This is a genomic window from Sedimenticola selenatireducens, from assembly GCF_963675335.2.
GTDB classification, from domain to species: Bacteria; Pseudomonadota; Gammaproteobacteria; order Chromatiales; family Chromatiaceae; genus Sedimenticola; species Sedimenticola selenatireducens.
This window is the reverse complement of the sequence record NZ_CAXXYC010000004.1, coordinates 1,404,179-1,416,166: the sequence shown is the minus strand read 5'-3', so window position 1 is coordinate 1,416,166 and position 11,988 is coordinate 1,404,179. Positions and strand designations below refer to the sequence as shown.

The following is an 11,988-nucleotide window of genomic DNA, read 5'->3' as shown; positions in this document are numbered from 1 at the left end:
CGGGATTAAATCCATTCGCGGCTAATACTTTTCCCTCACCTGGCCAGGTCAGGTGGGTAAACAGGTAAGAAGAATATGAAATACTCGGACCTGCGAGACTTTATTGAAAAACTGGAGGCCCTGGGGGAGCTGAAGCGGATCAGCATCGAGGTGGATCCCTATCTGGAGGTGACCGAGATCTGTGACCGCACCCTGCGTGCCGGTGGCCCCGCGCTGCTGTTCGAGCGGGTCAAGGGCTCCGATTTCCCGCTGCTGGGCAACCTGTTCGGCACGCCCCGCCGGGTCGCCCTCGGCATGGGCGAGGAGTCGGTGGAGGCACTGCGCGAGGTGGGCAAGCTGCTGGCCATGCTCAAGGAGCCGGAACCGCCCAAGGGGATGAAGGATGCCTGGTCCAAGCTGCCGGTATTCCGCAAGGTGCTGGACATGGCGCCCAAGGAGATCAAGCACCCCGCCTGTCAGTCGATTGTACTGGAACAGGATCAGATCGATCTGGCACAACTGCCGATCCAGACCTGCTGGCCCGGCGATGCCGGCCCGCTCATCACCTGGGGCCTGGTGATCACCCGAGGCCCGGAGAAGAGCCGGCAGAACCTGGGCATCTACCGCATGCAGGTGATCGGCAGGAACCGCGTGATCATGCGCTGGCTGTCACACCGGGGTGGGGCACTGGATTTCCGCGACTGGCAGCAGCGCCATCCGGGCGAGCCGTTCCCGGTGAGCGTCGCCCTGGGCGCCGACCCGGCCACCATCCTGGCTGCGGTCACCCCGGTACCCGACAGCCTGTCCGAATACGCCTTTGCCGGTCTGCTGCGCGGCAGCCGCACCGAGGTGACCCGCAGCCTGACCAATGAACTGCAGGTCCCGGCGTCGGCCGAATTCGTGCTGGAGGGCTATCTCTATCCTGATGATATGGCGCCTGAAGGACCCTTTGGCGATCACACCGGCTACTACAACGAGGTGGACAGCTTTCCGGTGTTCACCATCGAGCGCATCACCCACCGACGGGAGCCGATTTACCACAGCACCTATACCGGTCGCCCGCCCGACGAACCGGCCATTCTGGGAGTGGCCCTGAACGAAGTATTCGTGCCGATCCTGCAGAAACAGTTCCCGGAGATTGCCGACTTCTACCTGCCGCCGGAGGGTTGCTCCTACCGCATGGCAGTGGTGTCGATGAAGAAGCAGTACCCGGGCCATGCCAAGCGGGTGATGCTCGGCATCTGGTCCTTTCTGCGTCAGTTCATGTACACCAAGTTTGTCATCGTCACCGATGATGATGTGAATGTGCGCGACTGGAACGACGTGATCTGGGCCATGACCACCCGTATGGACCCGGCTCGCGACACCACCCTGATCGAAAACACGCCGATCGACTACCTCGATTTCGCCTCACCGGTCTCCGGCCTCGGCTCCAAGATCGGTTTCGACGCCACCAACAAGTGGCCGGGCGAGACACAACGCGAATGGGGCCGACCCATCACCATGGATGCGGCCGTGCAACAGCGGGTGGATGAAATTTGGCGCAGTCTGGACATTAATCTCCCGGGTGATTGAATCGTCACACCGGTCTATGGCTATAATTGCGGACCATTGAAAACAAGAACCGAGGAGGAGTGACCATGCGCACCATCATGTTGATGAATGCCAAGGGGGGCTGCGGCAAGACCACACTGGCGACCAATATCGCCACCTGGTTTGCCGATGAGGGCGCAACGGTGGCACTTGCCGACTTCGATCCCCAGGGATCTTCGCTGGACTGGCTGGAAGCCCGCAAGGACTACGAAGGCATTCCGGACATCGAGGCGATTGATGCAACAAAGGGCGTGGTGAAACCGGCCCGCGGCACCGATTTTTTGATCATGGATGCCCCTGCCGGCACCCATGGCGCCGAGATCGACAGGATGCTCAAGCAGGTGCAGTCACTGATTGTGCCGGTGCTTCCCTCCCCCATCGACATGCGCGCCTGCCGCCGTTTTCTGGAAGAGCTGCTGAGCAGCGGTAGGGTGTCACGCAAGCAGACCAAAATCGCCATCGTTGCCAACCGGACCCGGGAGAACACCCTGATCTACCGACAACTGGAGGAGTACCTGGCCCATTTGGAGCTGCCGTTTCTGACCCACTTGCGGGAGAGCCAGAACTACATCCGCGCCGCCGAACGGGGTCTGGGAATCTTCGAGATGGCCCCGTCCCAGGTGTGGCAGGACATCGAGCTGTGGGACCCGATTCTGGAGTGGCTGGAGAAGCATTAGCGTGCAGCGCGTAGGTTGGGATGAGTGGAACGAATCCCAACAGCCGTTTTTGTGCGATGCCATCTTAGGAGGCCCACCCGCGAGCCGATTCGCGGCAAGATCGTAATACCAGCCTGGTGGGGTGGGCACGAACTAAGCGACTGACCTTAACGACACGCCTCAAGGCCGCTGCGAAGATCCGGATAGCGCAACTCCACGCCCAATTCCCGTTGCAGCTTGCCGCTATCCAGGCGCCGCGACTCCTGCAGATAGGAGAGCATGCCGGCGGAGAGCTGTAACTGCGCCTCCGCCAGGGATATCTGTGGCGGACGCGGCAACCCGGCCCAGTCGGCCACCCGGTTGAAGTAGTCGGTCATATTACCGGGCGCGCCATCACTCACGTTGTAGATCTCGCCGTTACCACCCCGGGCCATGGCCGCCAGACAGACCTGTACCAGGTCGTCGATATGGATGCGGTTGGTATAGGGTGCCTCGGACTCCCGCACCGTCGGCTCTGCCCGTTTCAGCCGTGCCAGCGGCAGCTTGTCCGGGCCATAGATACCCGCCACCCGCAGGATCACCAGTTCGCCAGCACTGGCGCGACTCCAGGCACGAAACCGCTGCTCCCCACTCCAGCGCCGCCTGGCCCGGTCCACCTGGGGATTGGCCGGCCGCGTCTCATCCACCCAGGCACCGGCACAGTCACCATACACCCCGGTGGTGCTCAGATAGACCACCCTGCGCGGGTGGCCGGATTGTTCGAAACCGGCGATCAACCGGCGCACCCGTGTCTCCTCCGTCCCCTGTCGGGGGGGCGGGGCGAAGTAGAACAGTTCGGTATCCCGCAGTGCAGGCAGGCTGTCCGACGGCACATCCAGGTCCAGCACCCTGGCCTGCAACCCCGCCGCTTGCAGGGCCCCGGCACTCGCCGTGCTTCGCACCACACCGGTCACCGGCAGCCCCTGTTGCAGACAGGCCCGTGCCACCCGTTGTCCCAGATAGCCACAGCCTATAATCACTTTATGCGTCATGATCTTTGTATTTCGCAGTAAAATAGTAGAGAATTTCCCGATACCCTGATGAAAAGCGAAGGAATTTTATGAGTTTTGTAGTAACAGTAGAACCCAGTGGACACAGTTTTACCACAGAACGGGGCGAGACCATCCTGGAGGCCGCCGACCGCCATGGCGTCTCCCTGCCTTACGGTTGCCGCAACGGCGCCTGTGGAAGTTGTGCGAGTACCCTGGTATCCGGCAGCGTCATCTATCCGGACGACGACGAGATAATCACCAGCGACCGGCCGGATGACTACTGCCTGACTTGCCAGGCGATACCCAGCAGCGATATCACCCTGCGCGCCCACGAGATAGAGACCGAGGCGGACGAGGAGATTCGTAACCTGATCTGTTCGGTGGAGCAGATGGACCAGCTCTCCCATGACGTGATGCGTGTCTTCCTGCGCCTGCCGGAGAATGAGCGGCTGCAATATCTGGCTGGCCAGTATCTTGATTTTATCCTGGAAGATGGTCGGCGCCGCGCATTCTCCATGGCCAATGCCCCGCACGACGATGAGTTGATTGAACTGCATATTCGCCATGTCCCCGGCGGCGAATTTACCGACTATGTTTTCGAGCGGATGCGGGTAGGCAACCGCCAGGAGATAGCCGCACCCATGGGCGGCTTCTATCTGCGGGAAGATTCCGACCGGCCGCTGGTCTTCATGGCCGGCGGCACCGGCTTCGCCCCCCTCAAGGCGGTGATCGAGCACGCATTCCATATCAAGGACCCGCGTCCTATTCACCTTTACTGGGGGGTACGCAGCAAGCAGGATCTCTACCTGGGGGAACTGGCCGAACAGTGGGCGCGGGAGCATCCCCGGGTCAGCTTCAAGGCGGTGCTCTCGGAACCGGATGCGGACTGGCAGGGAGAACGGGGCTTTGTGCATGAGGCGGTGCTGCGCGACCACCCGGACATGAGCCCGTACGATCTCTACATGAGCGGCCCGCCGGTAATGATCTTCGCCGCCCGTGACGCCTTTGCCCGCGCCGGTCTGGATCGGGAACGGATGTATTCAGACGTGTTCGAGTGGGCCCAGGACAATCCGAATAAATGACGGGCGGCGTCCGGGGAGCATCAGGAGCCGAAGCACCCTGTAGGAGGCCCGCCTCGGGCCGATTATCGCGGCGAGGCGCCGCTCCTACAGGTCGATTACTCTTCAAATGTCTTACTGCTTGTTGACGACCTCGAGCTTGGGTCGCGTCTCCGCACTGCCGGCTTCGGCGTTGTCCGGCTTGGCGGCCGGCAGCTTGAGCGAGGCCGGCAGTGCCATCGGCGCCGGATGGTCGCTGCTCAGTTCCAGACCGGCCTTGAAGCAGCTCAGCGCCTTCTCTTTTTCATCCATTTTCTCCAGCAGCGCGCCCAGCGCCCGGTAGGCGGCGCTGCTCGGCTCGATACCGATACTCGCCTCCAGATAGGTGCGGGCCTTTCCCCAGAGCTTGTTACCCAGACAGAGCTGACCCAGGGTCAGCAACAGCACAGGACTGCGTGGCCGGTTCTTCAACCATGCCTCGGCCATGGACAAGTGACGGGCGCTGTCATCCGCCGGGACCCGGCCGTAGAGCTCAACCAGATCGTCACTCCAATGGCGGTCAATGGCGTCGTGCAAAACCCGTTCAACCTGATTGTGTTCGCCCCTGTTCATCAGGTGATTGACATAGGTAGTGACCATCTCCTCGCGGAACCGGATAGCCGCGGGGATGCGGTTCCAGACTGTCTGCAACTGGGTGAGATTCTCATCCTGAGCCGCCACGGTGAGCTGATTCTGGAAGACCCGCAATTCCAGCGCCTGCAGTTCATCCGGTTCTACCACCTTGCGCTTCTTCAGCTCCGGTAAAAGCTGGCCCATTTCCCGCCAGTCACCCAACCGCTGGTACAACTCCTTGAGCAGCTTCAGCACATGGGTATGGCGCGGGGCGATTTCACGCAGATGCTTGAGGGTGGCCAGCGCCTGCTCCAGCTGGGCATGGTCTAGCTGCAGCTCCGCCTGGGTCAGGCCAACCGCCACATCGGCTTCCGGCATGCTTTCATGGGCCAGCTGCAGATAGTGATCGCGCCGTTCATGGGCGTCCTGTTGCTGGGCGGAACGGGCCGCCGCCAGATAGTTGAGCAGCGGTGTTTCCGATTTGCCGGCAAAGCGCACCAGATCCCGCTCGGCCCGCTTCCAGTTGCCTTCGGACAACTCCACCAGTCCCTGGGTCAAGGCCTTGCGGGCACGTTTGGCACCGCGGTGCTCACGCCAGTCGTGCAATTTTCGGGGGGTGGCGCCAAGCCGTGAGATTATTCGCAGGGTCAGGTAGAGTGCACCGAACAGCAACAGGTTCATCAGCAGGAAGAACGCCAGACTCCCTTCCACGGTCCATTGACCATAGCCGATCAGGATGTAGCCGTTGTCCTCTTTCACGGCCAGCGCCAACAAGACAGAGGCGGCCAGCCCGAGCAATCCAAGTATCAGTATTCTCATCTGGCGCCCTCGTCACCGGTCGCCTTGACGCGTGCCTGCAGCGCCACCAGGGAGAGTGAGATATCCGGTAGCCGGGGATGCACGTCAACCGATTGCAGCACACTGATCTCCTTCTGGGCGGCCTGGGTGGCGGTCGCATCGGCATCGAAAAACTCACCGATCCAGGCAGCCGCCTGTTTGAGACTGGAGCCATACAGTTGCTGATCCCCTTTCAGCAGCGCCAGGCGGGCCGCCTCCAGCTGAAGCTGCAGATTCTGGTAGACGAAAAACTGCTGTTCCGGCGGCAGCATGGCGCTGACCGGTTTGTCGCGATGGCGGATCACCATGACCGACTTGAAGCCTTCCCAGCCATCCTTCAGCAGCGTCTCCACACTGCGTTGCGCGCTGTCCGCCTGGCCGTCGCCCTGCTCCGGCTTGGCGGGTGTGTAACTGAGTCCGAGCATTTTCAGCGCCTTCACCTGCTCCTTCAGTCCATTCAGTCTCGCTGCCAGACCGACCCGATCCAGCTGCCCTACTCCTTTCAGGGTGGCTATTTCCTTTGCCAGCAGCTCGCGTACCTCGATCCAACCCGGGTCGCCGCTGTCGCGCAGACGGCCATCCGCAGCCTCCAGTGCCCGGATCGCGGTATCCACATCCCCCGCCAGCTGGAGCCGGTGATTCGCCACCCGCATCAGGTACTCCGCCTCCGCTGCCATCCAGGCATTGCTGCTGCGACCGACCCGGCTGTAAACCGATTCCAGTGACTGCTGCATCTCACTGGCCTGCTGACTCAGCCGCTCACGCTCGCTGACCAGCTTCTGCTCCTGCAGTTCCAGCGCACTGCGCTGATTCTCGATCTCCTGCTTCTGCTGTTCGAACGCCTGGGCAACGACCGACAGTTTGCCTTGCAGCGCCTGTTGCTGCGCATCCGCCTTGCCCAGCTCTTCGTTCATCCGCAACAGTGATGCCTGCAGCCCGGTCCAGTATTGATAGCCGTAACCCAGCGCCCCAAACAGCAGGACCAGCGCAATGAGTGAAAGTGCCAGGGACAATTGGGGCAGGCGTGAAGCGCTGGTACCGGAAGGCGCCTGTTTGGTCGGGGTCGATTCAATGATTTCGGCATCCTCGATCTGCGACGCCTGTTGCAGCGCCGCCGCTCCCTCATCCTTGCCTGGATCTTTCGCGTCTTTATTGCTCATTCACTTTTCCGTCTGGATGTGTGTTGCAACCGGACCGGCCGGTTGGTGTAGATATTGCCCGACTCCTGGCCCGTCCGCCCTGGTTGCTCAAACAGCGGTCACCTTTTGTGGCGCCGGATGATGGCTGTTTTTCGGCGACTACAGATCACCGCATGGAGTCCTTAACTAGTCTAGCAAAGCGGCACGAAGCGGAATACTGCGTGCAACTCGCGACCGCCAGTGCGCCAGGAGACTATATCATTACTCAGCGGTTGCTGGCCCAGAGACAGATCGCCTCGAACAGATCCTGCTCATCCGCGCTTCGCGCCAGGTAGACCTCGCGACAACCCAGCTCCCGGGCACGCTGACGCATGCGGTCGCTGATTACGATCATGGGCGTCTGTTGCAACAGCGGCTGCCCCTCTTCACCCAGCATGGTGAAGAGATTGTCCAGCAGGATGTTGCTGGTGACCGTGACCACATCCACATCATCCCGCCAGCGCTGGATCAGCGGCGCAGGATCGGTTGTGGGACAGGCACGTCGATAGACTTCGGCAAAATCCACCGTCGCACCGCGCTCGGCCAGCTCCTCGGCCAGCAATTCGCGGCCGCCGTTGCCGCGCAGGATCAGTATCCGCTTGCCGGTGACATCCTTCAGCTCAGGGGTTTCCAGCAGGCCCTCGCTATCGAATGAGGATTCCGGCACCACATCCACCGGATAACCGGACTCGGCCAGCGTCTGGGCAGTACGCTTACCGACCGCCGCCAGGGCAACGCCGGCCGGCAGCTTCTGCTCCGGCGACAACTTGATGCCCCAGAGCACCGCATTGGGGCTGACAAAAATGGCCATATCGTAGTCGGCGAAGTGCGACAGCTGTTCAGCGACCTGCGCCACGTCGGGCGGATCGGTAATTTCCACGGTTGGGAAACGCAGGGGCAAACCATCCCGGGCACCAATCAGACGACACAGGGTGGCGGCCTGGTGTGTGGCACGGGTGACCAGCACGCCGAGACCGGACAGACTGCACTCTGTGGGAGACGTGATAAAGGACATGACCTGAAACTCAGTTTTGGTAAAGGTGTTTGAGCACCTGATCCGCGCCCTGGCCGAGCAGATCCTCCGCCACAGCAATGCCGAGCGCCTCGGCCTCACCAGCCGGCCCATTGATTTCGGCGCGCATGATGCGGCTGCCATCCGGCTCACCCACCAGGCCACGCATGAACAGCTTGCCATGGTTGAGCACCGCAAAGCCGGCAATCGGCACCTGGCAACCGCCCATCAACCGGTGATTCATGGCCCGTTCCGCCAGCACACAGCAGGCAGTCTCGGGATCATGCAGCGGCTGAATCAAGGCGTTGACCCGTTCATCGTCACTTCGGCACTCGATGCCGATGGCCCCCTGGCCGATGGCCGGCAGACTATCACCGCTCTCTATATATGAAGTGATACGCTGTTGAAAACCCAGCCGTTTGAGGCCGGCCGTCGCCAGGATGATGGCATCAAACTCTCCCTCATCCAGTTTGCGCAGGCGGGTGTTCACGTTGCCCCGCAGGGGGGCGATCTTCAGGTCCGGCCGGCGATCGGCCAACTGGCACTGGCGACGCAGGCTGGATGTGCCGACCACCGATCCTTCGGGCAGATCTTCCAACCGGCTGTAACGATTGGAGACAAAGGCGTCGCGTGGGTCTTCGCGCTCCATGATCACCGCCAGATGCAACCCCTCGGGCAGTTCCACAGGAACATCCTTCATGGAATGAACCGCGATATCCGCCCGCCCTTCCAGCATGCCCTGTTCCAGCTCCTTGACGAACAGCCCCTTGCCGCCGATTTTTGCCAGCGGCGTATCCAGGATTTTGTCGCCCTGGGTGCTCATACCGATCAACTCGACCTGCAGTCCGGGATGGGCCTGCCGCAGCAACTTGGCGACATGCTCTGCCTGCCACATGGCCAGGGGAGATTTTCGAGTGGCGATACGTAGGGATTGGGACATCACGGTTTTCTCGGTGGAAAAAGGCGCATGCTATAACCTCTGGCTGATACAGGCAAACAGCAACCGCTTATTTAACCTCCCGTATAGCGACACATGCAATACCTGATAAAAGCTCAAGGTTATTCGAACCCGGCCGATAGGGTGGCCCGACACCCAAGTGACTTATCAACTGCATGGCAATTAACTTGATCAACAACGAACTCGCGCTTATCTGTCCCGATCCGGTCATTGGCATTAATCGGGACGGTATCATCACCCTGTTCAATCCCGCCGCGGAGCATCTGCTCGGTTACTCCAGAGAGGAGGTAGTCGGACAAATGCAGGTTGCAAAACTCTACTCTTCCCGGGAATGCGCCCGGGAGATAAAGCGCCTGATGTATCAGACAAACAACGGCATCCAGGGCCAGATTATCGGCCACAAAACCCAGTTGCAATCCAAGAGCGGTACACTGATCCCGATTCAGCTCTCTGCCAGCCTGGTGGAAAAACAGGGCCGGGAAGTGGGCAGTATCGGTTTTTTTCGGGACCTGACCGAACGCCTGGCGCTGGAACGCTCACTCAAGCTGCTGTCGGTCACCGACAGCCTGACCGGGCTCTATAATCAGCGCCACTTCCATACCGTGCTGAACCAGGAAATCGCCCGCAGCAGGCGCTACAACCACCCGCTCAGCCTGATCTGTATCGACCTGGATAACTTCAAATCGGTCAATGACACCCTGGGCCATGTGGAGGGGGATCTGGCGTTGCGCTACGTCGGCGAGGCGATTTCCGCAATTCTGCGCAACAGCGATTACGGTTTCCGCTACGGCGGCGACGAATTTATGGTGCTGCTGCCGGAGACCCCGCGACAGAAGGCCGACAGCCTCACCCTGAGACTGATCGACTATTTCGGCCGGCATATGCCAAGCAATCTGGTTGAAGTCACCCAGAACGGCAATCCTGTTGCGCTCAGTATCGGGATTGCAGAATACAAGGATGACGAGCCTGCCGGGGTTTTCATCAAGCGCACCGACCTGGCCATGTACCAGGCCAAGAAAAAAACCGGCAGCCTGGCGGTCCTGGCGGAATAGCCGCACCCGGTCCCGGCCACTGGAACCGGCTTGTCAGATCCTGCCGCGCAGCAGCTTGCGCACTTCCGGCAGGTGCCGCCGACTCACCTCCAGTTCGGCAGCACTGCCTGCCAGTGATACCGCACAGGCACCGTTGCCGAGACGCTTCAGGCCGAGCAGGCGCTCCCGCACGATCAGGGCGTTTCGATGGATGCGAATCAGCCGCTGCGCAAAGCGCTCTTCCAGAGACTTCAGCGACTCCTCCAGTAGCGCCTCGCCGGCGGCATGACAAACCGTCACATACTTGTTGTCGGCCTGGAAATAGATCACCTCACTGATCGGGATACGCTGTAGTCCGCCACGAAAGCTGACGCTGATATAGGCATCGTCCGGCTGCTCCTGCAGCGCCTGGAGAGCCTGCAACTGGGGCCGGTTCAGGGTGACCGCCTTTTCGATCGCCCGCTGCAGCCGCTCGCGGCGTATCGGTTTCAGTAGATAATCCACGGCATGGCGCTCGAAGGCCGCCAGGGCATGTTCGTCATAAGCGGTGACAAAAATCACCGCCGGGGGGGTCGCCAGCCCAGCCAGCACGGCGGCCGCCTCCAGGCCATCCATCCCCGGCATACGGATATCCATCAGCACCAGATCCACTTCGCCCAGCCGAACGCGCTGCAGGGCATCCTGCCCGTTGTCGGCTTCCCCCACCACGCGCCAGGGCGGCCCGATCTCGTCGATCAGACTGCGCAGGCGCGCCCGGGCATGGGCCTCATCATCAACAATCAATATTTTCATTCTTGATTACCCACCAGACTCAGCGAGTGTCAGTTGCCATTTATACACAACAAATATTTTTCCTGATCATGGATTGGCCGGATGGATCATCAGGATATCATTTGCGCGTTTCACTGTTCATTCCAGGGGTGGGGGAAAACCACCCGCACCTGATGTTCGCCATCCACTTCACTGACGCTCAGGGAGGCCTCCTCATCGAAAAAGCCCTGCAGCCGTTCGCGGATATTCTGCAGCGCCATGCGGTTACCCGAGCGCTGCGCCTTGGCGCCGGCCACCGGCAGGGTATTGCGAATGCTGATATTGACCCGCTTGCGCCGATAGCGTCCGGTAATATGGATCAGGCCCGGTTCGGTTGACGGCTCAATGCCATGGTAGATCGCATTCTCCAGCAGCGGCTGCAGGATCAGTGCCGGCAGTTCGGCATCCAGCGGCAGCGCCTCCAGATCCCAGGTCACCCGCAGACGTTCACCGAGCCGCTGTTCCTCGATGCGCAGATAACCCCGGCACAGCTCTATCTCCTCACCCAGACTGGACATGCGCTGGGCATTGGCGAGCGAGGCGCGGAACAGGTCGGACAGATCGTACACCACCTCTTCCGCCAGGGCCGGGTCGGTGCGGGTCAGACTGGCGATGGTGTTCATGCTGTTGAACAGAAAATGCGGGCGGATGCGCGACTGCAGCGCCTGCAGATGGGCCTTCGATTCGGCCTCCACCTGGAGGCGCCAGCGATACTGGACAGAGAGGTAGTGCATCAGCACCGCGCAGACAATGGCGCTGATCACCAGGCTCTTGAGCAGAAAGTCATCGCCAACGGACATCCCCAGGGTCCAGATGGCCAGCAGTGAGATTATCAGGGTCACGCCCATCAGGCTGCACCAGATAATCAGGCCGACCTGCCAGGTCCGCAGGTGAATGATCCAGGGTCGCAGCAGGCAGACCAGTGCGCTGCCGACCAGCGCGATCCACTGGATATACAGCGAACGCAGGCTCAGCTCACCGGCAAACTCCTGAAACGAGCCGATCGATGCCAGGGTGAGGATCACCGCCAGCAGTTCGGCCGAGATCACCACCCCGAACACCATCCGGATGCTACAGAAGTTCGGCAGATAGGCCGTCTGGCGCCGTTCCGGCACCCGCCCCTTTGATCCTTTCTGCGTCATCGCCCTGGCATCTCCCCCTGTTTGACTTAACGCTGCCCGGAATCCTGATACAATTGCACCGCTCTGGCGGATGGGCGGCCTGGCGGGCCAC

11 protein-coding genes are annotated in these 11,988 nt (G+C 61.0%); 4 read left to right on the top strand and 7 right to left on the bottom strand.

Annotated elements, in window-relative coordinates:
• Positions 1–75: 75 nt before the first annotated feature.
• A complete protein-coding gene (ubiD, locus tag ACHZBF_RS17740; RefSeq protein WP_321529163.1) occupies positions 76–1,554 on the top strand; it encodes a 4-hydroxy-3-polyprenylbenzoate decarboxylase in 1,479 nt (492 codons plus the stop codon).
• A 65-nt stretch (positions 1,555–1,619) separates the two neighbouring features.
• Positions 1,620–2,249: a nucleotide-binding protein gene (locus ACHZBF_RS17735; protein WP_029134822.1), complete on the top strand. Its 630-nt coding sequence runs from the start codon at positions 1,620–1,622 to the stop codon at positions 2,247–2,249.
• A 146-nt stretch (positions 2,250–2,395) separates the two neighbouring features.
• Here ACHZBF_RS17735 and ACHZBF_RS17730 read toward each other — a convergent pair whose 3' ends face one another.
• Entirely contained in the window at positions 2,396–3,259 is an 864-nt protein-coding gene (locus ACHZBF_RS17730) for an SDR family oxidoreductase (protein ID WP_321529162.1), read from the bottom strand.
• Between the two features lie 68 nt (positions 3,260–3,327).
• Here ACHZBF_RS17730 and ACHZBF_RS17725 point away from each other — a divergent pair, with 68 nt between their 5' ends.
• Positions 3,328–4,341 carry a CDP-6-deoxy-delta-3,4-glucoseen reductase gene (locus ACHZBF_RS17725; protein ID WP_321529161.1) on the top strand — a complete coding sequence of 338 codons (1,014 nt, stop codon included), beginning with the start codon at positions 3,328–3,330 and terminating at the stop codon, positions 4,339–4,341.
• Between the two features lie 111 nt (positions 4,342–4,452).
• Here the strand turns inward: ACHZBF_RS17725 and ACHZBF_RS17720 are convergent, their stop codons facing one another.
• The 4 genes from ACHZBF_RS17720 to hemC form a co-directional block, all read right to left on the bottom strand.
• Positions 4,453–5,748 (bottom strand): heme biosynthesis HemY N-terminal domain-containing protein, encoded by a 1,296-nt coding sequence (locus ACHZBF_RS17720; RefSeq protein WP_321529160.1) that lies wholly within the window; start codon positions 5,746–5,748, stop codon positions 4,453–4,455.
• Complete coding sequence (locus ACHZBF_RS17715) at positions 5,745–6,926, bottom strand: uroporphyrinogen-III C-methyltransferase (RefSeq protein WP_321529159.1); 1,182 nt, start codon at positions 6,924–6,926, stop codon at positions 5,745–5,747. Before ACHZBF_RS17715 ends, ACHZBF_RS17720 begins: the two co-directional genes overlap by 4 nt.
• A 244-nt stretch (positions 6,927–7,170) precedes the next feature.
• Entirely contained in the window at positions 7,171–7,959 is a 789-nt protein-coding gene (locus ACHZBF_RS17710) for a uroporphyrinogen-III synthase (RefSeq protein ID WP_245621795.1), read from the bottom strand.
• 10 nt (positions 7,960–7,969) lie between these two features.
• A complete protein-coding gene (hemC, locus tag ACHZBF_RS17705; RefSeq protein WP_029134817.1) occupies positions 7,970–8,896 on the bottom strand; it encodes a hydroxymethylbilane synthase in 927 nt (308 codons plus the stop codon).
• A 173-nt stretch (positions 8,897–9,069) separates the two neighbouring features.
• On the opposite strand from hemC, the gene ACHZBF_RS17700 reads away from it, so the two are divergent.
• Complete coding sequence (locus ACHZBF_RS17700; protein WP_321529158.1) at positions 9,070–9,966, top strand: sensor domain-containing diguanylate cyclase; 897 nt, start codon at positions 9,070–9,072, stop codon at positions 9,964–9,966.
• A 33-nt stretch (positions 9,967–9,999) separates the two neighbouring features.
• Here ACHZBF_RS17700 and ACHZBF_RS17695 read toward each other — a convergent pair whose 3' ends face one another.
• A complete protein-coding gene (locus tag ACHZBF_RS17695; RefSeq protein ID WP_273440423.1) occupies positions 10,000–10,737 on the bottom strand; it encodes a LytR/AlgR family response regulator transcription factor in 738 nt (245 codons plus the stop codon).
• 110 nt (positions 10,738–10,847) lie between these two features.
• Entirely contained in the window at positions 10,848–11,897 is a 1,050-nt protein-coding gene (locus ACHZBF_RS17690; protein ID WP_029134814.1) for a sensor histidine kinase, read from the bottom strand.
• Positions 11,898–11,988: the final 91 nt, after the last annotated feature.

Bases quoted from the DNA above. Each gene is read 5' to 3' on its own strand.
- ACHZBF_RS17735 (WP_029134822.1), top strand. From the start codon at position 1,620: ATGCGCACCATCATGTTGATGAATGCCAAGGGGGGCTGCGGCAAGACC.
- ubiD (WP_321529163.1), top strand. From the start codon at position 76: ATGAAATACTCGGACCTGCGAGACTTTATTGAAAAACTGGAGGCCCTG.
- ACHZBF_RS17700 (WP_321529158.1), top strand. From the start codon at position 9,070: ATGGCAATTAACTTGATCAACAACGAACTCGCGCTTATCTGTCCCGAT.
- ACHZBF_RS17715 (WP_321529159.1), bottom strand. From the start codon at position 6,926: ATGAGCAATAAAGACGCGAAAGATCCAGGCAAGGATGAGGGAGCGGCG.
- ACHZBF_RS17710 (WP_245621795.1), bottom strand. From the start codon at position 7,959: ATGTCCTTTATCACGTCTCCCACAGAGTGCAGTCTGTCCGGTCTCGGC.
- ACHZBF_RS17725 (WP_321529161.1), top strand. From the start codon at position 3,328: ATGAGTTTTGTAGTAACAGTAGAACCCAGTGGACACAGTTTTACCACA.
- ACHZBF_RS17690 (WP_029134814.1), bottom strand. From the start codon at position 11,897: ATGACGCAGAAAGGATCAAAGGGGCGGGTGCCGGAACGGCGCCAGACG.
- ACHZBF_RS17695 (WP_273440423.1), bottom strand. From the start codon at position 10,737: ATGAAAATATTGATTGTTGATGATGAGGCCCATGCCCGGGCGCGCCTG.
- ACHZBF_RS17730 (WP_321529162.1), bottom strand. From the start codon at position 3,259: ATGACGCATAAAGTGATTATAGGCTGTGGCTATCTGGGACAACGGGTG.
- ACHZBF_RS17720 (WP_321529160.1), bottom strand. From the start codon at position 5,748: ATGAGAATACTGATACTTGGATTGCTCGGGCTGGCCGCCTCTGTCTTG.
- hemC (WP_029134817.1), bottom strand. From the start codon at position 8,896: ATGTCCCAATCCCTACGTATCGCCACTCGAAAATCTCCCCTGGCCATG.